The sequence below is a fragment of the Comamonas sp. GB3 AK4-5 genome (assembly GCF_041320665.1).
Taxonomy (GTDB): Bacteria; Pseudomonadota; Gammaproteobacteria; order Burkholderiales; family Burkholderiaceae_C; genus Comamonas.
The window spans coordinates 822,800-842,063 of sequence record NZ_CP166730.1; the positions used below are offsets into that span (position 1 = coordinate 822,800).

At 64.9% G+C, this 19,264-nt stretch carries 19 protein-coding genes; 14 read left to right on the plus strand and 5 right to left on the minus strand.

Going from position 1 to position 19,264, the window contains the following annotated elements; genetic code table 11:
- The first annotated feature begins 4 nt into the window (after positions 1 to 4).
- The 5 genes from ACA027_RS03530 to ACA027_RS03550 all read left to right on the plus strand — a co-directional run bounded on the left by ACA027_RS03530 (position 5) and on the right by ACA027_RS03550 (position 2,347).
- Positions 5 to 661, plus strand: coding sequence for a DUF4376 domain-containing protein (locus ACA027_RS03530; RefSeq protein ID WP_370681025.1), 657 nt, complete (start codon positions 5 to 7; stop codon positions 659 to 661).
- Between the two features lie 23 nt (positions 662 to 684).
- Positions 685 to 909: a hypothetical protein gene (locus ACA027_RS03535; RefSeq protein WP_370681026.1), complete on the plus strand. Its 225-nt coding sequence runs from the start codon at positions 685 to 687 to the stop codon at positions 907 to 909.
- Between the two features lie 81 nt (positions 910 to 990).
- Entirely contained in the window at positions 991 to 1,326 is a 336-nt protein-coding gene (locus tag ACA027_RS03540) for a hypothetical protein (protein ID WP_370681027.1), read from the plus strand.
- Positions 1,323 to 1,859 carry a hypothetical protein gene (locus tag ACA027_RS03545; protein ID WP_370681028.1) on the plus strand — a complete coding sequence of 179 codons (537 nt, stop codon included), beginning with the start codon at positions 1,323 to 1,325 and terminating at the stop codon, positions 1,857 to 1,859. Before ACA027_RS03540 ends, ACA027_RS03545 begins: the two co-directional genes overlap by 4 nt.
- Positions 1,856 to 2,347 carry a hypothetical protein gene (locus ACA027_RS03550; protein WP_370681029.1) on the plus strand — a complete coding sequence of 164 codons (492 nt, stop codon included), beginning with the start codon at positions 1,856 to 1,858 and terminating at the stop codon, positions 2,345 to 2,347. The genes ACA027_RS03545 and ACA027_RS03550 overlap by 4 nt, the downstream gene beginning before the upstream one ends.
- A 186-nt stretch (positions 2,348 to 2,533) precedes the next feature.
- Here ACA027_RS03550 and ACA027_RS03555 read toward each other — a convergent pair whose 3' ends face one another.
- On the minus strand, positions 2,534 to 4,201 hold the full coding sequence (locus ACA027_RS03555; RefSeq protein ID WP_370681030.1) for a 2-isopropylmalate synthase: 1,668 nt from the start codon (positions 4,199 to 4,201) through the stop codon (positions 2,534 to 2,536).
- A gap of 268 nt (positions 4,202 to 4,469) precedes the next feature.
- Here ACA027_RS03555 and ACA027_RS03560 point away from each other — a divergent pair, with 268 nt between their 5' ends.
- The 3 genes from ACA027_RS03560 (at position 4,470) to ACA027_RS03570 (ending at position 6,483) form a co-directional block, all read left to right on the plus strand.
- On the plus strand, positions 4,470 to 5,276 hold the full coding sequence (locus ACA027_RS03560) for a helix-turn-helix domain-containing protein (RefSeq protein WP_370681031.1): 807 nt from the start codon (positions 4,470 to 4,472) through the stop codon (positions 5,274 to 5,276).
- Positions 5,277 to 5,380: 104 nt separating this feature from the next.
- On the plus strand, positions 5,381 to 5,917 hold the full coding sequence (locus tag ACA027_RS03565; protein ID WP_370681032.1) for a dihydrofolate reductase family protein: 537 nt from the start codon (positions 5,381 to 5,383) through the stop codon (positions 5,915 to 5,917).
- Complete coding sequence (locus ACA027_RS03570) at positions 5,914 to 6,483, plus strand: TetR/AcrR family transcriptional regulator (RefSeq protein WP_370681033.1); 570 nt, start codon at positions 5,914 to 5,916, stop codon at positions 6,481 to 6,483. Before ACA027_RS03565 ends, ACA027_RS03570 begins: the two co-directional genes overlap by 4 nt.
- A 78-nt stretch (positions 6,484 to 6,561) precedes the next feature.
- Here the strand turns inward: ACA027_RS03570 and ACA027_RS03575 are convergent, their stop codons facing one another.
- Positions 6,562 to 7,074, minus strand: coding sequence for a CreA family protein (locus ACA027_RS03575; protein ID WP_370681034.1), 513 nt, complete (start codon positions 7,072 to 7,074; stop codon positions 6,562 to 6,564).
- Between the two features lie 91 nt (positions 7,075 to 7,165).
- Here ACA027_RS03575 and ACA027_RS03580 point away from each other — a divergent pair, with 91 nt between their 5' ends.
- From ACA027_RS03580 to ACA027_RS03600, 5 genes are all read left to right on the plus strand, one after another.
- The gene (locus ACA027_RS03580; RefSeq protein WP_370681035.1) at positions 7,166 to 7,789 is read left to right on the plus strand and encodes a LysE family transporter; all 624 of its coding nucleotides are present in this window, start codon (positions 7,166 to 7,168) and stop codon (positions 7,787 to 7,789) included.
- A 272-nt stretch (positions 7,790 to 8,061) separates the two neighbouring features.
- The gene (locus tag ACA027_RS03585) at positions 8,062 to 9,207 is read left to right on the plus strand and encodes an acyl-CoA dehydrogenase family protein (protein ID WP_370682502.1); all 1,146 of its coding nucleotides are present in this window, start codon (positions 8,062 to 8,064) and stop codon (positions 9,205 to 9,207) included.
- Between the two features lie 45 nt (positions 9,208 to 9,252).
- The gene (locus ACA027_RS03590; RefSeq protein ID WP_370681036.1) at positions 9,253 to 10,119 is read left to right on the plus strand and encodes a phosphate/phosphite/phosphonate ABC transporter substrate-binding protein; all 867 of its coding nucleotides are present in this window, start codon (positions 9,253 to 9,255) and stop codon (positions 10,117 to 10,119) included.
- 21 nt (positions 10,120 to 10,140) lie between these two features.
- Entirely contained in the window at positions 10,141 to 11,262 is a 1,122-nt protein-coding gene (locus ACA027_RS03595) for an acyl-CoA dehydrogenase family protein (RefSeq protein WP_370681037.1), read from the plus strand.
- Positions 11,263 to 11,293: 31 nt separating this feature from the next.
- Positions 11,294 to 12,529, plus strand: a complete 1,236-nt coding sequence (locus ACA027_RS03600) for a ferritin-like domain-containing protein (RefSeq protein ID WP_370681038.1) — start codon at positions 11,294 to 11,296, stop codon at positions 12,527 to 12,529.
- Positions 12,530 to 12,642: 113 nt separating this feature from the next.
- Here ACA027_RS03600 and ACA027_RS03605 read toward each other — a convergent pair whose 3' ends face one another.
- Positions 12,643 to 13,140, minus strand: a complete 498-nt coding sequence (locus ACA027_RS03605; protein WP_370681039.1) for an Lrp/AsnC family transcriptional regulator — start codon at positions 13,138 to 13,140, stop codon at positions 12,643 to 12,645.
- Between the two features lie 74 nt (positions 13,141 to 13,214).
- On the opposite strand from ACA027_RS03605, the gene ACA027_RS03610 reads away from it, so the two are divergent.
- Positions 13,215 to 14,135, plus strand: coding sequence for an EamA family transporter (locus tag ACA027_RS03610; protein WP_370681040.1), 921 nt, complete (start codon positions 13,215 to 13,217; stop codon positions 14,133 to 14,135).
- Positions 14,136 to 14,416: 281 nt separating this feature from the next.
- Here the strand turns inward: ACA027_RS03610 and cphA (ACA027_RS03615) are convergent, their stop codons facing one another.
- Together cphA (ACA027_RS03615) and cphA (ACA027_RS03620) are read right to left on the minus strand one after the other, a co-directional pair.
- On the minus strand, positions 14,417 to 16,987 hold the full coding sequence (gene cphA, locus ACA027_RS03615; RefSeq protein ID WP_370681041.1) for a cyanophycin synthetase: 2,571 nt from the start codon (positions 16,985 to 16,987) through the stop codon (positions 14,417 to 14,419).
- 66 nt (positions 16,988 to 17,053) lie between these two features.
- Positions 17,054 to 19,225 carry a cyanophycin synthetase gene (gene cphA / locus ACA027_RS03620; RefSeq protein ID WP_370681042.1) on the minus strand — a complete coding sequence of 724 codons (2,172 nt, stop codon included), beginning with the start codon at positions 19,223 to 19,225 and terminating at the stop codon, positions 17,054 to 17,056.
- Positions 19,226 to 19,264: the final 39 nt, after the last annotated feature.

Sequence of the window (19,264 nt, forward strand, 5' to 3'; positions counted from 1 at the left end):
TGATATGTCAATATTGAAAATAATTCCTACCCCTAATGGACTGACAGCTGCACACCGGGTTGTTAAATCTGAATTATTCGGTACTACTTTGCGGCTGCAGGTGCATATGTACCCCAGTGCTGATAAATCCGAGGATGCGCATTTACTCTGGCAGGAGTATCCCGAGTTGCCGCTTTCGGTACTGGATATGCAGGAGCCCACTGACTCGTTGGAACGCGCCCTCGTAGCCCGGGCTGGAGGAGTGTTTGCAGGTGGCACGGTTGTGTCGGCCGCTGCGGGCGACGATCTGGAAAACTCCCAGGCGCGCAAGTGGACGGAGATCAAGGCTGAGTGTGATGCGCTGGAGTCTGGTGGCTTCGACCTGGCCGGCGTGGGGCGCTTTGACAGCGACGCCGAGAGCCGTGCGCGCATCGTGGGCGCGGCCATGGCTGCAAAGATCGCGCGTGATGCTGGCCAGGCTTATGCAATTCGCTGGACCCTGGCGGACAACACCACGGTGGAGCTTGATGCTGATGGCGCGATTGATGTGGGCTTTGCGCTGCTGGCCCACACAGATGGTATCCACCAGCGCAGCCGCGTCCTCTATGCAGCAATCCAGGGTGCAGAAACCGCAGATGCCGTGGCGGCAATCCGCTGGGATGCCGAGTCCGTCAACACCTGATCACCAAAAACCAAAGGATTCATATGAACAACGAAAACGAGAGCGCAATCAATTCCCGCTTGGCCGAAGTGCTGAATGCCAATGTGGGCAACAAGATCACGCCGGAGCTGTCCGCCGGCTTGCAGGGCACGCTGCAGCAGCTGATGAACACCATCGCATGCGAGGCCTATGAGGCTGGTGCAGCCTCTGTGCGCAAGACTGGGGATAGCGTGGTGGACGAGGTTATAGATGTGGAAACCAAGGACTGATTTTTGACAAGTAAAGCCTCAGTCTGAGGCTCTGTATTTGAGAACGTCCTCCCAGGTTTTGTAGGGAGGAAGGGGAGGGGAATGGACAACAACTGGACAGATCAAATCTTGCCAAAGCTCCCCGGGCTGCTTGGGAGCGCTGGGGCATTGCTTTGGATTCAAGGGTCATGGCCGCGCAAGGTGGCGATGCTTGTGCTGGGCGTTGCAGCGAGCGCTTACGGAACAGTGGATTTTGTGGGGCTGACGGGGAGCAGCGAGGGGCTAGCGGGCTTTGTCGTCGGCCTGTTTTCGATGACTGCGGCCGACTGGGCATTTCGTGCATGGGATCAGTTTGCGCTGAGTCCATTGCTCAACGAGTGGGTGCGCAAGCGCTTGGGCCTGGGGCCACAACAAAAAGATGGAGAGAGTGGGGCGTGACACTGGACCAGATCATCAAGACCGGCATTGCGCCGGCCATGGCCCTGCTGCCAGCCAGCATGGACAGCCCGCGCGCCCGGGTCATGCTGCTGGCCATAGGCTTGCAAGAGAGCGGTTTTCAGCACCGCCGCCAGCTAGTGGGTAGCCCGCCGCGCCCGGCAGGCCCGGCCAAGAGCTATTGGCAAGCCGAGCAGGGTGGCGGCATGGTGCATGGCGTGCGCCTACATGTCTCCACCCGTGTCGCCGCAGCGCGGCTGTATGCGGCCCGTGGCGTGGCGGTAACCGATCGTGCAATCTGGGACGCCATCGAGCGAGACGATGCGCTGGCTGCAGGTCTGGCCCGGCTGCTGCTGTGGACCGACCCTAAGGTATTGCCCGCGCTTGAGGATGTGCATGGAGCGTTTGATCTTTACCTGCGGACATGGCGCCCTGGCGCTTGGGAGCGCGGGGGCACAAAAGAGCGTCAGGAGCTAAAGGTACGCTGGATACGCAACCACGACATGGCGAAGGCCACTACAGAGGTGTCAGCATGACCGCACGCGGCAAAAGAATTCTGGCCGCCTTGGTGTTTGCAGGGGCCTTTGCAGCCGGCTGGATGGCCCAGGGCTGGCGGGCAGGTACGGCGCTGGCCCAGCTCGAGCAGCAGCACACCCAGGTGCTGGTAGCCCAGCATGCCCAGGCCCTGGTCGACTACCAACGCATGGAGGCAACAAAGAATGAAGCCATCAACGCAGCGCAGCAGCGCGCCGCACAAAACCGCGCTGCTGCTGACCGTGCTGCCGCTGCTGCTGGCAGCCTGCAGCGCGACATCGCCAGCGTGCCCGACCGCATCACAGCCGCTACCCGCGCCGCCGTCAATGCGTATGCCGCAACAGCAGGAGAGCTACTCGGCGCGTGCACAGCGGAATATCAGTGGCTGGCAGAACAAGCTGATGGACACGCAGCTGATGCGCGACTAATGCGCGAGGCATGGCCAACTGCCAGGCAGAATAAGCTGGTGACGGGCAGTCACCATCTATAACGGAGCCCATGCGGTGGCAGCTTTGCAGTGGGCTCCTGGCTTGCCGCTTCTGAACGCGCCAAGGTCGGGCTGAATCAGCTGCTGGGTTGAAGCGGTGCCGCCGCGTTTCTGCGGTATTGAATATGGGGCGGAATGTGGGGTGAGAATACCGCTAAAGCAGACTGTATATGCACAGCCTGCTCTTTTTTAAGCCGCAGTTTGCGCAAACCGCGCTGCAGCGTTCAGCACCGCCAGCACCGAGGCGGTGACGATGTTGGCATGCCGGCCCACGCCAAAGCGTGAGCCGGGCACGCCGGGCAGGGCGGCTTCGACAATGGCCACGGCGCAGGCATCGGCGCCGGCTCCGGTGCTGCGCTCCTCATAGCTGTCTATGCGCAGCGGCTGGTTCAGTGCGGCCACGGTGGCGGCAATCGGGCCGCTGCCCGTGCCGCGCAGCGTGCGTGCGCTGGCGCTGTCGGCGCCCAGTTGCAACGCAATGCCCTGGCCCTGGGCGTCGTCAAACAGGCTGTGGCCCTGGTAGCGCAGCGCGGGATGCTGCTGATGGGCCTGCAAATAAGTGGCCTCGAACAAGGCCCAGATCTGCTGGCTGGACAGCTCGGTCTCGCTGGCGTCGGCCAGGCGTTGCACGATGGCGCTGAACTCGATCTGCATGCGCCGGGGCAGGTGAATGCCCCAGTCCCGCTGCAGCAAAAACGCAATCCCGCCCTTGCCCGACTGGCTGTTGACGCGCACGATGCTGTCATAGGTGCGGCCCAGATCCTGGGGGTCTATGGGCAGATAGGGCACGCGCCACAGCGCGCCCGCTTGCTGGGCGGCAAAGCCCTTGGCAATCGCATCCTGGTGGGAGCCGGAGAACGCGGTGAACACCAGGTCGCCCACATAGGGGTGGCGCGGGTGAATGGGTAGGGCGGTGCATTCCTCGGCAATGCGGGCCACGGCGGCGATGTCGGAAAAATCCAGGCCTGGCGCAATGCCCTGGGTGTAGAGGTTGAGCGCCAGGGTCACCACATCCAGATTGCCGCTGCGCTCGCCATTGCCAAACAAGCAGCCCTCCACGCGCTGGGCGCCGGCCAGCATGGCCTGCTCGGCACAGGCCACGCCGGTGCCACGGTCGTTGTGCGGGTGCACGGACAGCACAATGTGTTCGCGCCGTGCCAGGTTCCGGTCCATCCATTCGATCTGGTCGGCAAACACATTGGGTGTGCTCACCTCCACCGTGGTGGGCAGGTTGACGATCATGGGGCGCTCGGGCCCCGCATCCCAGGCCGCAATGGCCGCGTTGCACACGGCCAGCGACACCTCCAGCTCGGCCATGCAAAAGGTCTCGGGCGAGTACTGCAGCACCCACTGCGTCTCGGGGTGCTGGTCTGTCAGCCGTTTGAGCAGGCCCACATGCTGCTCCACCATGGCGATGATTTGCGGCACCTCCATGCCAAACACGATCTCGCGAAAGGCCGGGGCAATGGCGTTGTACAGGTGCACGATCACGCGGCGTGCGCCGGCCGCGCTGCGCACCGTGGTGGTGATCAGGTCTTCGCGCAGCTGGGTGATCACCATGGGGGTGACGTCATCGGGGATCAGACCGTCATCAATCAGATGGCGAACGATGTCGAAATCGGTCTGCGAGGCCGAGGGGAAGCCGACCTCGATTTCCTTGAAGCCTATGCGCACCAGCTCGTGAAACAGCCGCAGCTTGCGCTCGCGGTTCATGGGCTCGAACAAAGCCTGGTTGCCGTCGCGCAAATCGGTAGACAGCCAGATGGGAGCCTGCGTCAGCTGGCGCGCAGGCCATTGGCGCTCCGGCAAGTTCACCACCGGATAGGCACGGTATTTTTGAGAAGGTTGAGTCAACATCACTACCTCGTTACAGGGGAAACACAACACCTGGTTTCCCTGCGCGAAGCAGCTACGGTCGGGGCCTGGGGAAACCAGGATGGGACGGTGCGCACATGCGTGCGTACGGGCCCCGACACAGGGTCAGAGCGCGTAGGCCTAGGGAGTGCATGTGGAAAACGGTCACGGTAGCAAGCTGGGGTGCAAACAGAATGCAGCCACTTTAGACTGCGGTCTTCTGGCTATCTATCAAAAATTGGCCATTCGTTTTATTGATTTGGACATGTGAATGGGTTTTGCATCCCCCACGCGCGGCGGCCATGCGCTGGATCTGCTGCAGGCCGAAAACTCCGCCCTGGCCGTGACCGGTGTGGTCCAGCGCTACCCCGCAGGCCATGTGGTGCCGGCGCACAGCCACCGGCGCGGGCATTTGCTCTATGCCATCGAGGGTGTGCTGCTGGTCGAAGCCGACAGCGGCCAATGGCTGGTGCCGCCCACGGCGGCGGTGTGGCTGCGCCCCGAGGTGATCCACCGCATCACCGCCACCGTACCGGTGTGCGTGCACGGCATTTTTATCGACCAGGCACTGGCTACAGCCCTGCCTGAGCAGGACTGTGTGCTGCACATCAGCCCGCTGGCGCGCGAGCTGATTGCCGTCCTGGTGCAGCTGCCCCACCAAGCTCCGCATTCGCCGCGTGACGCCCTGCTGGGCGCACTGCTGGTGGAAGAACTCAAGGCCGTGGCAGCCCTGCCTTTTTATTTGCCTTGGCCCGAAGATGCCCAGATGCGCCGGCTGTGCCAGGCCCTGGTGCAAGCACCGCAGGACCAGGCCAGCGCGGAGGACTGGGCCCAGCGCCTGGCCATGAGCAGCAAGACGCTGCAGCGCCGTTTTCTGAAAAGCACGGGCATGAACCTGGGCCAGTGGCGGCAAAAAATGCGCTTGATGGCCTCGGTGGAGTTGCTGTTGCAGGGCCGGCCCATTACCCAGGCAGCGCTGGAAAGCGGCTATGAAAGCCATAGCGCCTATTCGGTGGCGTTTAAAAAGCAGTTTGGGTGTTCGCCTTCGGAGTTTGTGGCGGTGGGGCGTGGGCGTTAGAGCATCTGTCTTGCGCTTGCATACCCGCTTGGCCGTGATCAGAAGGCTGTCATTGCCTGGGTATTTCATTAAATATACACTGTATGTTTAATGAGGAGGGGTTTATGGCGACTGCACATGTATTCATCGCGACCAGCCTGGACGGCTTTATCGCGCGACCCGATGGCAGCCTGGATTGGCTGCTGCAGCGTGACCATGCCGGCGAGGACCATGGCTACACGGATTTCATGGCCGACAAGGACGCCATCGTGATGGGGCACGGCACCTACACCACCGTCGCGGATATGAAGCCCTGGCCCTATGATCGCCCGGCCTATGTGTTGACCAAGACCTTGGCCGGCACGCCTGTGCCCGAAAGCCAGCAAGGCAAGGTCTTTTTCCTGGATCTGACGCCCCAGGAGTTGCTGGCCAAGCTGGCGCGTGAGCAGGTGCAAAAGGTCTATGTGGATGGCGGGAAATTGGTGCAGTCCTTTTTGCGGGAAGGGCTGGTCCAGGACATGGTCATCACCACGGTGCCCGTGCTGATTGGGGCCGGCAGGCCTTTGTTTGGCGCGCTGGCCAAGGATATTGATCTGGAGCTTGTGTCCAGCCAGCGCTTTCCTTCCGGCATGGTGCAATGCAAATACCGCGTGCTCCCATGAGCCGCCCGCGCGGACGCCCTGCCAAAGGTGAAGGTCTGTCCAAAGACGACATTCTTTCTGCAGCGCTTGCACTGCTGGATGAGGGCGGCGGCACAGGACTGACGATGCGCGCGCTTGCCGCGAGCCTGGGCATTACGCCGATGAGCCTCTACCACCATGTGGCGGATCACGCCGCACTGCTGCGCGCATTGGCAGACAAGGTGTATGGCGGGGTGCGGGAAGAGAGCGCATGTGGCGCAGACCCGGTTTGCGCCATCCGGCAGCTTTTGCAGCGCTATTACGCGGTCGTCACACAGCACCCCCAGTTGACGCTGGCCATCTTCTCCGAACCACAAGCCTTTGCCGGGGTGAACCAGGAGATCACAGACCAGCTGACGTCATGGCTGGCGGCCTTGACCTCCGACGCTGCGCTGTGGCGGGACATCCTGATTGACCATGCCCATGGCTGTGGTCTTGCACGGGTTGCGGTTGCCGCCGACCCGGCGCAGGCAGCGCTTTTGCAGGCGCGGTATCTGCAAGCGCTGGATTGCTTGCTGGCGCAAATCGGAAGCGGCGGCAGCCGCTAGCCTGTGTGCGCCTGCCGTAAAAAATAATGCCCTGAACTGCCTTTCAGGCTGGCAGCAAGGGCATGTCGTGCTCTGTTTTTATTTTTTCACCGGAATCGGCGTGCTGTGCGGCACGGCCACGGCGGTCACGCTGTTTTGTGGCGAGCCCTCGATCACGCGGTCGGAATAGGTCATATAGACCAGGGTGTTGCGCTTGGCGTCCACCATGCGCACCACGCGCAGGCGCTTGAACAGCAGCGAGGTGCGCTCGGTGAACACCTCTTCCTGCTGCTTGAGTGGCTGCGGAATCTGAACCGGGCCGGTGGCCTGGCAGACGATGGAGGCTTCGGAGCGGTCTTCGGCCAGGCCCAGCCCGCCCTTGATGCCCCCGGTCTTGGCGCGCGAGACATAGCAGGTCACGCCGGCCACCTTGGGGTCGTCGTAGGCGTCGACCACGATTTTGTGGTCCGGGCCAATGAATTTGAACACCGTGTCCACGGAGCCGATTTGCTCGGACTCCGCCGCATGGGCGGCGGGCGCTTGCAGGGCGAGGGCAGCCAGCGTGGCCAGCAGCAGGGCGGACAAAGTAGGGCGCGGGGCAGAGGTATGCATGGCTGCCAAGCATACGCGGGCTGAGTGGACTTGTGCCGGCTGCGGATGCTGTCGCGATGCGACAATTTGGCGACTTTCGCAGGACACGGCTATGCACTATCAGGCGTCGCTTTTGCTGATGGCGGGCATTTACCTGGCCGTGCTGGTCAGCCCCGGCCCGAATTTTTTCATCCTCAGTCAAATGGCCCTGGACGGCCATGGCCACTCCGCACGCTATGTGGTGCAGGGGCTGACCAGCAGTGGCCTGGCTTGGGCGCTGTTGTCGATTGCGGGGGTAGCGGCGTTGCTGGCCCAGCATCCGCAACTGGCCATGGCGCTGCGCTGGCTGGGCGCGGCGTATCTGGTCTGGTATGGCGTCAAGCTGCTGCGCGCGGCTTGGCGGGGGTGTACACATGCGCAGAGCCTGTCCCAAGCGCCACGGTCACGCGGGGCCGCGTTTCGCATGGGCTGGTTCACCGGGATGACCAACCCCAAGGGCGCAGCCTTCTGGACCAGCGCCTTTGCGGCGAGTTTTCCGGCGCAAGCTCCGACCTGGTTTTATGGCATTACGCTGCTGCTGGTGGCCGTGATGTCCCTGAGCTGGCACCTGGGCATCACCCAGGTCTTTGGCATCCCCGCTTTGCGCAGTGGCTATCTGCGGATGGAGCGGGCCATCAGTGGCCTGTCCGGCGCTGCACTGGTCTTGCTGGGGGCGCAGCGCGCGGTCTCCCGCTAAGAACGTGAACACGCTCTAAGGTGACAGAGGCCTCAGGCTGCGGGTAATGGTTTTCAGGCTTGCACCATCTTGGTGCCCGCGCTTTCTATAATCGCCACTTCTTTTGTTCGTCTGTCGTGATTGCAGGTCTGCATACGGCGAGACTCCAGATTCCCTTTGCGGGAGCCTGCCGTCTGCTTTGCACCTGCCCGGGTGCAAGCCCGGGCGGCTGCCACCGTTGCCATGCCTTGCTTCCCTGTTCCGGGGCACGCCAGGCCTTGGTGGAGTGGAATATGGAACTGTGGCAGCAACTGGAGCCTCGGCTGGAACAAGTGGTGCGTGAGGTGATCGCACCGGCGGCGGAGGAGACCGATCGCCAGGCCCGCTACCCGCGTGCGGCGCTGAATGCGCTGGGCAAGGCCGGGCTGCTGGGACTGCTCAGCAGTACCGAAGTGGGCGGCCTGGGCGGCGGCCTGCCCGAGGCCGTCCGGGTGATCGAGCGCATTGCCCAGGACTGCCCTTGCACGGCCATGGTGCTGACCATGCACTACTGCGGCGTGGCACTGATCGAGCCCTTTGGCGGCGCCCCCGAAATGGATGCGGTGCGCCGCGACATTGCCGCCGGCCGCCATGTGAGCACGCTGGCCGTGTCTGAAGCTGCCTCACGCAGCCATATCTGGGCCCCGGCCGGTACGGCCAGCGATGCCGGTGAGGAAGCCGGTGATGTGGTGCAGCTCAATGCCCTGAAAAGCATGATCACCTCGGCCGGTGAGGCTGACTCCTATGTCTGGATCTCACGTGCTACGCAGGGCGAGGGCAATACGCTGTGGCTGGTGGACAGCCGCCTGCCCGGCCTGCGCATTCCCAGCCAGTTTGACGGCATGGGCCTGCGCGGCAATGCATCGTCACCGATTGCGGCCGAGAACGTGGTCGTTCCCCGCCATTTCATGCTCGGTGCCGACGGCGCGGGCGAGGCCGTCAAGGGCCAGCATTTGATGCCTTTTTTCACCACGCTGATTGCCACCACCTCGGTGGGACTGATGCAGGGCGTGCTGCGCCGTGCACTGCAGCATGTGGCGGGCACGCGGTTTTCCAGCACTGGCGGCTCGCTGGCCGACCTGCCCACTATCCGCGCCTACCTGGCCAAGGCCCAGCTCAAGGCAGACCAGGCCCAGTTGCTGCGCGACGACGCCGTGGTGGCGGTGCAGACGGGGCGTGCCGATGCGCGCACCCGGCTGCTGCAATGCAAGGCCGCAGCCGCCGAAGCGGCGCTGGAGGTGAGCGACACCGCCATGCGCGTGTGCGGTGGTGCGGCCTTCCGCAAGGAGCTGGGCATTGAGCGCCTGTTCCGCGATGCGCGTGCCGCCTCCGTGATGGCACCCACCACCGATGTGATCTACGACTTGCTGGGCAAGTCACTGTGCGAGGCCGTGGCCTAAGCCACAGCTTTCTTTCTCTCTTCTTCTTATTCACTAGGTAATTCCATGACTGCTTCCTACCAAGTTCTCACGCTGGGCGCCGTGGCCTATGCACCCAAGGTCGTCACCATCTGGGAGGGCTTCAAGTCCTATTTCAGCGAACGCGGGCTGTACTTCGACTTCGTGCTGTATTCGAACTACGAAACCTTGACCGAGGCGCTGATCCGCGGCGATGTGCAGCTGGCCTGGAATTCGCCGCTGGCCTTTGTGCGCGCCGACCGCATGGCCCGCGCTGCGGGCCAGCGCGTGGAATCGATTGCCATGCGCGACACCGATCTGGACGTGCAGTCGCTGCTGGTGCTGCCCGCCGACAGCAAGCTGCAATCGCTGCAAGACCTGCGCGGCCAGACCGTGGGCTTTGGTGCCATTGACTCGCCCCAGGCCACGCTGATTCCGCTGGACCATTTGCGCCAGGCCGGCCTGGTGGGCGGGCGTGACTACCAGGTGCAGCGCTTCGATGTGCTGGGTGGCAAGCATGGCGACCATATCGGCGGCGAACGCCTGGCCGCCAAGGCCATGGTGGCCGGCGAGATTGCCGCGAGCTGGATGGTGGCCAAGAACTACCAGGCCTTTGCCGCCGAAGGTACGTTGCCGGCCGGAGGCACGCGCGTGCTGGCCACTTCGGGCGCTTTTGACCACTGCAATATGACCACGGGGCCCAGCATCACCCAGGCCGACTCCGAGCGCTTTCGCGAGATTTTGATGGGCATGTCCTGGGACGATCCGGCCGTGCGCCCATTGCTGGAACTGGAAGGGTTGAAGGCCTGGCACCCGGGTCGCGCCAGCGGCTATGCGCTGCTGGAACGCGCCGTGACGGACGAGCAGTTCTACAGCGCCGATGGCCGCATCACCGTGCAGGGCTACCAGTACTGAGCGCGCAAAGGACGTACACCCATGAGCCGTTATCTGGAAACGCTGGAAACCATTGTCCAGCACACCATCGCCCCCGCTGCCGCAGACACCGACCGCGAGGCCCGCTTTCCCCAGGCCGAGCTGGATGCGCTGGGCCAGGCCGGGCTGCTGGGCTTGCTCAGTGCCACCGAAGTCGGGGGCCTGGGCCAGGGCCTGGCCCAGGCGGTGCAGGTGATCGAGCGCATTGCGCGCGACTGCCCCTCTACCGCCATGGTGCTCACCATGCATTACGCCGGCACCGTGCTGATCGAAAAATACGGCCCGCTGGACGTGCGCCGGGCGATTGCGGCCGGGCGCCATGTGACCACGCTGGCCTGGTCTGAGGCGGGCTCGCGCAGCCATTTCTGGGCACCGGTCAGCACCGCCACGGCCGATGGTGCGGACCATGTGCTGCTGGATGCACACAAGAGCATGGTCACCTCGGCGCAGCAGGCGGACTCCTATGTGTGGTCCTCACGCCCGGTGGCGGCGAATGGCGCGGCCACGCTGTGGTTGGTGGATAGCCGTCTGCCCGGCCTTGCCAGCCCCCAGGCTTTTGATGGCATGGGGCTGCGCGGCAATGCCTCGGCCCCGGTGCGGGCGCAGCAGGTGCGGTTGCCGCTGCAGGCCCGCCTGGGAGCCGATGGAGCGGGCGGCGACATCATGAACAACGACGAGCTGCCGGTGTTCACCACCTTGATTGCCACCACCTCCATTGGCTTGATGGATGGGGTGTTGGCGCGTGCCACGGCCCACATCACCAGCAGCCACTTTGCCGCCAGCGGCAGCAGCCTGGCCGACCTTCCCACGGTTCGCGCCTATCTGGCGCGCGCACGCATCCGGGCCGACCAGGCCCGGGCACTGCGTGACGACACGCTGGCCGCCTTGGCGACGGGGCGGGCGGACGCCATGCTGCGGGTGCTGGAGGTCAAGGCCAGCGCGGCCGAGGCGGCGCTGGAAGTCAGTGACACGGCCATGCGGATCTGCGGTGGCGCGGCCTTCCGCAAGGAGCTGGGTGTGGAGCGGCTGTTCCGCGATGCGCGTGCGGCGTCGGTCATGGGCCCGACTTCGGACGTGTTGTACGACTTCATCGGCCGTGCCTTGTGCGGCATGCCGCTGGCTTGAGCCGGCAGCGCCCTTCAGGAGAGCCAAGACGATGACGGACTTGCAGATACGGGCCGGCGCAGCCGCCCCAGTGGTGGATCTGGGCGCACTGGGCTTTGATGCCGGGGCCCACCTGCTCATCAAACACGCGCTGGCGCCGCTGGCAGTGGGCGAGGCGGTGCGGGTGCAGGGCAGCGCGCCGGGCTGGCAAGCCCAGCTGGTGGCCTGGTGTCAGGCGCAAGGCCATGCCTTGCAAACGTCGGCGGGCTGGGTGCAGGCGCCGCAGTTGACGGTGTGCAAGGGCGGGGCCCAGGCCGGGCGCTGGCGGGCAGCGGCCCAGACCGGCCACAGCGATGGGGCGCAGCCCGGTGCCGTGGCCGAGCAGGCCTTGCCGCACTGGGGCCTGGCCGCGCGCGGCGCACAGGTGGAGCAGGGCGCACCGGCTTTTCGTTTTCGGCTGGTGGATAAGGCAGAATTCTGGACCGACAGCGCGGCCGATTTGTACGCCCAGGCCGTGGCCGCACAGTGGCATGCCGACACGGCCATCGACTGGAACGATGCACCCGAGCCGCCAGCGCCCATCGAGGACGCCATCGTCCAGATCATGACCTATATGGTCGAGAACGAGAACGCGGCCCTGGTGGTGCCGGCCCGCTTTCTGGGCGAGCTGCACCCGCACTACCGCGAGCTGCAGGCGGCGCTGGCGATTCAGGTGGCGGACGAGGCGCGTCACATCGACGTTTTCACCCGCCGCATACGTCGCCACGGGCGCGTGCCGGCGCTGTCCACGGCCGGGGGGCAGGCCTCGCTGATGAGCCTGCTGGATGAAAAGGATTTTTCAGTCGCCAGCTTTTTGCTGTCGGTGCTGGGCGAGGGCACCTTCGTCAACCTGTTGCAATTTTTGCAGGCCGAGGCGCCTGACCCCCTGACCCGCCAGATCTGCCGCCTGGCCGCACGCGACGAGGCCCGTCATGTCGCACTGGGCATGTCGCACCTGCTGTACCGCTTGCAGCGCGAGCCGGAATTCCGCCACCGACTGGCCGAGGCCGTGGAAGCCCGCCACGATGCGCTGGCCGGCACGGCCGGGCTGAATGAGGAGGTGTTCGACGCCCTGATCCTGGTGGCAGCCGGTGAGATGACGCCCACGGCCATTGCCCGCGGCGCCCAGCGCGTGCAGCAGCTGATGCGCGATATGGAAGACGGGCGCTACACCAAGCTGGTGCGGCTGGGCTTTGACAAGGCCCATGCGGCGGAGCTGGCCTCGCTGCATACGCGGAACTTTATGTGAGCAGTCTGTGCTGATGGGCTCTGGGTTTCCATATTGAAAATATGGTAAATCAAAGCAGATCAAGCAGCAGATGCTCTGCAATGTAGAGCGGCAGCGAGAGTCGGCCCAGGCACTCAAACCTGTACCGGCCCACCAGGCAGCGGTACCTGCAGCCCCACCTTCAAACAGTTCAGCGCCACCGAGGTGCAAAAGCGCCGCACGTTGTCGTCGCCGCCAAACAGTCGGGTGGTGATGGCCTCGTAGTCGGCCATGGTGGCTGCGGTGATCACCAGCAGGTAGTCGGCTTCGCCGGTGATGGCATAGCACTGCTGCACGGCGATTTCATCCTGCATGCGTTGCTGCAGGCCGGCGGTGCGCAGCGGGTGTTCGTCATGCAGATGGACCTCGACCAGCAGCGTCAGCGGCCGGCCCAGGCGGCTGGCGTCCAGCACGGCGGTTTCGGCGCGGATCACGCCGCTGGCTCGGAGTCTGCTGATGCGGCGTTGCACGGCGGGTGCGGACAGGTGCACGGTCTGGGCGATGTCGCGCTGGGACAGGGTGTTGTCGCGCTGCAGCAGGGCCAGGATGGCCAGATCGAAGTCGTCCAGTGTCAAGGAGGAAGGTGAAGCCATGGAATGAGTGAAAGTTGCGCCAAGCAGCTCGATTCAGAGCCAAAACCACAGGGGCTGTGCAATACATTCTCGCCATGTTGATGCAACGCAATGCTGTTTGGCTGCCATGGCTGGCCATTTTCGCCTCCGTCTTGTTTCTGGGCCTGGGGACTTCCTGGGCCAAGCACAGTCTGTTTCCTGCCGTGGGTGCCCAGGGCACCACGGCCGTGCGCGTGGGGTTTTCCGCGCTGATTCTGCTCTTGCTGTGCCGGCCCTGGCGCTGGCCGCTGTCGGCCGCAGACCGTCGTGCGGCCCTGCTCTATGGCGCGGCCCTGGGGCTGATGAACCTGAGCTTTTACATGGCGCTGCGCACCCTGCCTTTTGGGGTGGCCGTCGCCATCGAATTCTCCGGGCCGCTGGCCGTGGCGGTATGGGCCTCGCGCCGGCCGCTGGACTTTGTCTGGGTGCTGCTGGCCGTGGCCGGCCTGGGCCTGTTGCTGCCACTGGGCCATGCGGTCAGCAGCCTGGACCCGGTGGGCGTGTTGTGGGCCGTATTGGCGGCGGTGTGCTGGGCCAGCTACATCCTGTTTGGCAAACGCATAGGGCATTTGCCGGTGGCGCATTCGGTGTCGTTAGGCCTGGCCATGGCGGCCCTGGTGGTGTTGCCTGTGGGTGTGGTGCATGCGGGCAGTGCCCTGCTGTCGCCCAGCGTGCTGCTGGTGGGCCTGGGCGTGGCGGCGGTCTCCAGCGCCTTGCCCATCTCGCTGGAAATGGTGGCGCTCAAGCGCCTGCCGCCTCAGGCCTTTGGCATCATGCTCAGCATGGAGCCCGCCGTGGCCGCCGTCCTGGCCCTGCTGCTGCTGGACGAGCAACTGAGCGCCGTGCAGTGGCTGGCGATTGGTCTGATTGTGCTGGCCTCCATGGGCAGTGCGCTGACGGCCTCCATGGCGACCCTGGTGAAGGAGAAAAGCCGGTCGCGGGCCGATGCACTGCAGGCCGATTTTTCAGCTAAATAGGCCTGTGACGCAGACTACATCTGCACAGACTGCTCACTTTTTGAAGAATCTGCCCATGAAAAAGCCCCGTCAGAGCGGGGCTTATGTGAGAACAGTTGGAGGCTGGCTGGAGCGGGCCTGAAAAGTCCAGCAGAACTTTGGACTCCCTCCACAACGCCCAGACGGCGCTTCAGGCTAGGCGCCGCGCCCGCAGACCGTACTTTCGTACGGCCAGGGCGCGCAACACCGCATGCAGCGCCGTATGAGCGCCCCCAACGAAGGCACTCATCACGGCAGCAGCATCAGGCTTCGGCGATGCGCTTTTGCAAATGGGCCAGGGCCTCTTCCACCTGGTCCACCAGCACCAGACACAGATCACCCGTTTGCAGGCGCGCCAGCGCATGGTCGATGGCGATGAATTCGCCATGGATGTCGGTCACATAGCTGGTGCGGCTGGCGCCTTCCAGGCCCTTGCGCAGCAGGCCGATGACTTCGCCGTCTTCACGGCCGCGCTGGCAGGCATCCTGGTAGAGGATGACGTCGTCAAACGCATGGCCGAGGATGGCGGTCTGCTCGGTGATGTCCTGGTCGCGGCGGTCGCCGGCGCCGGAGATCACCACGCTGCGCTTCTTGGCGGGCATGGCTTCCACGGCCTTGGTCAGCGCGCGGATGGCGTCGGGGTTGTGGCCGTAGTCGGCAATGATGGTGGCGCCCTTGTAATCCATCACATTGAAACGGCCGGGGGCGTTGTCGCTGTCGTTCACAAAGCCGGCCAGGCCGCGCTTGATGGTGTCCCAGGGCAGGCCGACGGCCCAGGCCGCGCCAATGGCGGCCATGGCGTTGTCGACCTGGAAGCCGATGCTGCCGTTGCGGGTCACGGGGATGTCGCGCAGCGGCACGGATTCGCGCCACGAACCTTCGGCGGCCACGATATGGTCGCCGTCCACATAGACTACGCGGTTGCCTTGGGCACGGTGGGTGGCCATGACGGGGTGGTGGCGGTCGGCACCGAAGAAGATCACCTTGCCGGTGCAATGCGCGGCCATGGCCGAGACATGGGGGTCGATGGCGTTGAGCACGCCGTAGCCATTGGGGGCCACGTTCTGCACGATGACGCGCTTCAAGACCATCAGCTCGTCGACGGTGGTGATGAAGTTCAGGCCCAGGTGGTCGCCCTCGCCCACATTGGTGACCACGGCCACCTGGCAGCGGTCAAAGCCCAGGCCTTCGCGCAAAATGCCGCCACGGGCGCATTCCAGCACGGCGGCGTCCACCTCGGGGTGGGAGAGTACATTGCGCGCGCTCTTGGGGCCGGAGCAGTCGCCGCTGTCAATCTGGCGGCCGTTGACGTAGACGCCATCGGTGCTGGTCATGCCCACGCGCAGACCTTGCGAGGTGAACAGCTGGCCGATCAAGCGGGCCGTGGTGGTCTTGCCATTGGTGCCCGTGACGGCCACCAGGGGAATGCGACCGTCATCGTTGCCGGTGAACAGCAGGTCCACCATGGGTGTGCCCACGTTGCGGGGCTTGCCGAAGGAGGGCGCCAAGTGCATGCGCAGGCCGGGGGCGGCATTCACTTCGACGATGCCGCCGTTTTGCTCTTCCAGCGGATGCAGCACGGACTCGCAGATCACGTCCACGCCGCAGATGTGAAGGCCTATGGTCTGGGCGGCTTCAATGGCGCGGGCGGCCACTTCGGGGTGGACGTCATCGGTCACATCGGTGGCGCTGCCGCCGGTGGACAGATTGGCGTTGTTGCGCAACACCACGCGCTGGCCCTGCACGGGCACGCTGTCGGCGGTCAGGCCTTCGGAGGCGATGCGGGCCAGGGCGATGTCGTCCAGGCGAATCTTGGTCAGCGCCGTGCCATGGCCGGAGCCGCGGCGTGGGTCTTGGTTGACGATGTCCACCAGTTCACGAATGGTGTGCTCGCCATCACCCAGCACCTGGGGTGGCTCGCGGCGGGCGGCGGCCACCAACTGGTCGCCGACCACCAGCAGGCGGAAGTCGTGGCCGGGCAGAAAACGCTCCACCATGGCATCGTCGCCATATTGCATGGAGGTGGCGTAGGCAGCTTCCAGCTGGGCGCGGGTGGTGATGTTCACCGTCACGCCCTTGCCCTGGTTGCCGTCCTGGGGCTTGACCACCACGGGCAGGCCCACTTCCTGGGCTACGGCCCAGGCATCTTCCAGATCGGTGACGGGGCGGCCCAGTGGCACGGGCACGCCGGCCGCGTGCAGCAGGCGCTTGGTCAGGTCTTTGTCTTGCGCAATGGACTCGGCCACGGCGCTGGTCTGGTCCACCTCGGCGGCCTGGAAGCGGCGGGCCTTGGAGCCCCAGCCCAGCTGCACCATGGAGCCTGCCGTCATGCGGCGAAAGGGGATACCACGGGCCACGGCTGCATCGACGATGGCACCAGTGGAAGGACCGATGCGATCGTCCTCATCCAGCTCGCGCAGGGCCGCGATCACGGGCGTGGCGTCAAAAGCGCTGTCGTTCAGCGCGGCCTGGATCAGGGCTTCGGCCTGCTCCAGCGCCATGCGGCCCACGGCCTCTTCGGTGTACTCGACCACCACCTGGAAGGTGCCTTCCTCCAGCGTGGCATGGGTGCGGCTGAAGGTCACTTGGCAGCCGGCCTGGGCCTGCAGCGACAGCGTGGCCACTTCCAGCACATCGGCCAGGGACACCGGCTTGTCGGCACCCTGGGGGTGCAGCGGGCCAATGGCGGGGAAACGGGCGCGCAGCCGGTCTTCAAAACCGGTCAGCTGGGCGATATCGCATTCCACCGGTGTGCACACAACCACGGCTTCCACGGCAGTGTTGCGGCTCCACAGGTTGGGGCCACGCAGGGAACGGGTACGAGAGATTTCCATGGTGATTGTCGCTTTCTGGCGGCCGCTGCTCGGGGGAGAGGACCGTTGTTTTTTGAGGGCGTGGACTCAGGCTCGGCTGTATTCAAAAGTTTTTATGCCTGCGGCGATCAGGTCAGGCGCAATGTCCATGGACCAGGCCGTGGCAATCGCGGCCAGCAGGGCCGGGGTGTCCACGCTCAGGCCGGTGGGCTGGCGCAGCGCGTCCAGGGTGCCCAGCACCCGCTCCTGGGAACCGGTGGCCAGAATCACCTGCTTGCCGCGCACCAGCACGGCGCGGCCTTCGGGCTGGACGCGGTGGGCCGCCACGGCGGCGTTGTCGGCCTCGGTGGAATACAGCAACACCTCGCCATCGCACAGCTCGGCGAGCTCGGCCACTTCGGGCAGGTCGGCGTTCAGCACACCGGCGCCTTCGCTCAGCACCACGTCGATCTGGGTGCGCAACACGCGGCGCATCTGGCCGGCTTCGTGCACATCGTGGTCGGCCAGGGATTCAAAACCATCCATGTCGGTGACCACGCCGACCAGGCAGCGGTCATAGGCCAGGCCTTCTTCCAGGATGGAGCGCGAGGTGGTCTGGATCACGGCGGCCTGGGCTAGGCGGTTGGTCAGCAGGCGGTGGGCGCCGGCCCAGTTGGCGGTATTGGTTTTTTGCGTCTGGCGGTTGTTCAGGAACATGCCTTCGCTGGAGGCCACGCCGGTGAGCTTGCCCGACAGCTGCAGCAGCCAGCCCACCAGGCGGGCGATGAAGGCGTTGTCACGCGTGCCCACAATGCCCACCAGGGGAATGCGGCCGGCGCCGGCGCCGTCTTCGCGCGGGAACAGGTGGTCGGCAATCGCCATGCCCACGGGGCGGGGTGCGCCGCTGGTGGGCTTGAGGTGCATCAGCAGGCCGGGGCCGGCATTCACTTCCAAAATGGCGCCCTGGCCCTGCATGGGCTGGGAGACATCCTTCAGGATCATGTCCATGCCGGCAATGTCCAGGCCCACGATTTTGGCGGCCAGCGCGGCGTAATAGGCCACGTCGGGGTGTACGTCGTCGGTGCAGTCAATGGCCATGTTGCCATTGCGCTGCAGCAGCACGCTCTGGCCCTGGGGGATGACGGAGTCGGGCGTGACATGCTGGCGGTTCAGCTCCAGCTTGACGGCGCCGGCGTCCAGCTTGATCCAGTCCAGCGGGTATTCCTGTTCGGGGCCACGGCGTGGGTCCTGGTTGAGCACATCCACCAGCTCGCGCAGCGTGGCCTTGCCGTTGCCGTGCACGGACACGGTCTCGCCCTTGGTGGCGGCGACGACCTTGCCGCCCACCACCAGCAGGCGGTGCTCCACGCCGTCGATGAAGCGCTCGACGATGACGTCCGAGCCCTCAGGCTGGGCCAGGGCAAAGGCGGCCTTGATGTCGGCCTCGGTGGACAGCTCCAACGTCACGCCCCGGGCGTGGTTGCCGTCCGAAGGCTTGACGGTGACGGGGAAGCCGATGTCCTGGGCCACTTCCCAGGCCTCTTCGGGGCTGGCCACGATCTGGCCCTCGGGCACGGGCACGCCGCAGGCCGTCAGCAGGCGCTTGGTGAAGTCCTTGTCCTGGGCAATGCCTTCGGCAATGGCACTGGTCTGGTCGGACTCGGCCGTCCAGATGCGGCGTTGGGCTGCGCCATAGCCCAACTGGACCAGGTTGCCATCGTTCAGGCGAATATGGGGGATGCGGCGCTCGCCAGCTGCATCGACAATGCAGCCGGTGGAGGGGCCGAGGTAACGGTCGTTGATGGCCGTCTTGATGGCGTGAACCGCTGGTTTGAGGTCAAACGGCTGGTCGTTGATGGCGGCCATCAGCAGCTTGTGGCCATGCTCCAGCGCCACGCGGGCCACGGCCTCTTCAGGGCAGCGGAACACCATGCGGTAGACGCCGCGTTGCGAGATTTCGCGGGTTTGGCCGAATTCGGCAGGCATGCCGGCCAGGTTCAGCAGCTCGATGATCACATGCTCCAGCACATGGCCCATCCAGGTGCCGCCTTCCAGGCGTTGGATGAAGCCGCCGCGCTCGCCCACGCCGCAGGTGTGCTCGACCAGGTCGGGCAGCCAGCTGGTCAGGCGCTCGTTGAGTCCAGGAATCTTGTCTGAGGGATAGTCTTCCAACTCTCCCAGATCCAGCCAGACTTCCAACACGGGCCGATAGGTCCAAACGCTGGGGCCGCGCAGGAAAGTGGTGCGCAAGAGTTGGATGTCGTTGAATGTCTTCGCCATGGATGGAGCGTAATGAATGATGAGGGGAGGAGGACGGCC

What these genes read in the sequence shown, in the direction of transcription:
- ACA027_RS03530 (WP_370681025.1), top strand. Translation starts at nt 5, where the DNA reads ATGTCAATATTGAAAATAATTCCTACCCCTAATGGACTGACAGCTGCA.
- ACA027_RS03535 (WP_370681026.1), top strand. Translation starts at nt 685, where the DNA reads ATGAACAACGAAAACGAGAGCGCAATCAATTCCCGCTTGGCCGAAGTG.
- ACA027_RS03540 (WP_370681027.1), top strand. Translation starts at nt 991, where the DNA reads ATGGACAACAACTGGACAGATCAAATCTTGCCAAAGCTCCCCGGGCTG.
- ACA027_RS03550 (WP_370681029.1), top strand. Translation starts at nt 1,856, where the DNA reads ATGACCGCACGCGGCAAAAGAATTCTGGCCGCCTTGGTGTTTGCAGGG.
- ACA027_RS03555 (WP_370681030.1), bottom strand. Translation starts at nt 4,201, where the DNA reads ATGTTGACTCAACCTTCTCAAAAATACCGTGCCTATCCGGTGGTGAAC.
- ACA027_RS03560 (WP_370681031.1), top strand. Translation starts at nt 4,470, where the DNA reads ATGGGTTTTGCATCCCCCACGCGCGGCGGCCATGCGCTGGATCTGCTG.
- ACA027_RS03565 (WP_370681032.1), top strand. Translation starts at nt 5,381, where the DNA reads ATGGCGACTGCACATGTATTCATCGCGACCAGCCTGGACGGCTTTATC.
- ACA027_RS03570 (WP_370681033.1), top strand. Translation starts at nt 5,914, where the DNA reads ATGAGCCGCCCGCGCGGACGCCCTGCCAAAGGTGAAGGTCTGTCCAAA.
- ACA027_RS03575 (WP_370681034.1), bottom strand. Translation starts at nt 7,074, where the DNA reads ATGCATACCTCTGCCCCGCGCCCTACTTTGTCCGCCCTGCTGCTGGCC.
- ACA027_RS03580 (WP_370681035.1), top strand. Translation starts at nt 7,166, where the DNA reads ATGCACTATCAGGCGTCGCTTTTGCTGATGGCGGGCATTTACCTGGCC.
- ACA027_RS03585 (WP_370682502.1), top strand. Translation starts at nt 8,062, where the DNA reads ATGGAACTGTGGCAGCAACTGGAGCCTCGGCTGGAACAAGTGGTGCGT.
- ACA027_RS03590 (WP_370681036.1), top strand. Translation starts at nt 9,253, where the DNA reads ATGACTGCTTCCTACCAAGTTCTCACGCTGGGCGCCGTGGCCTATGCA.
- ACA027_RS03595 (WP_370681037.1), top strand. Translation starts at nt 10,141, where the DNA reads ATGAGCCGTTATCTGGAAACGCTGGAAACCATTGTCCAGCACACCATC.
- ACA027_RS03600 (WP_370681038.1), top strand. Translation starts at nt 11,294, where the DNA reads ATGACGGACTTGCAGATACGGGCCGGCGCAGCCGCCCCAGTGGTGGAT.
- ACA027_RS03605 (WP_370681039.1), bottom strand. Translation starts at nt 13,140, where the DNA reads ATGGCTTCACCTTCCTCCTTGACACTGGACGACTTCGATCTGGCCATC.
- ACA027_RS03610 (WP_370681040.1), top strand. Translation starts at nt 13,215, where the DNA reads ATGTTGATGCAACGCAATGCTGTTTGGCTGCCATGGCTGGCCATTTTC.
- cphA (WP_370681041.1), bottom strand. Translation starts at nt 16,987, where the DNA reads ATGGAAATCTCTCGTACCCGTTCCCTGCGTGGCCCCAACCTGTGGAGC.
- cphA (WP_370681042.1), bottom strand. Translation starts at nt 19,225, where the DNA reads ATGGCGAAGACATTCAACGACATCCAACTCTTGCGCACCACTTTCCTG.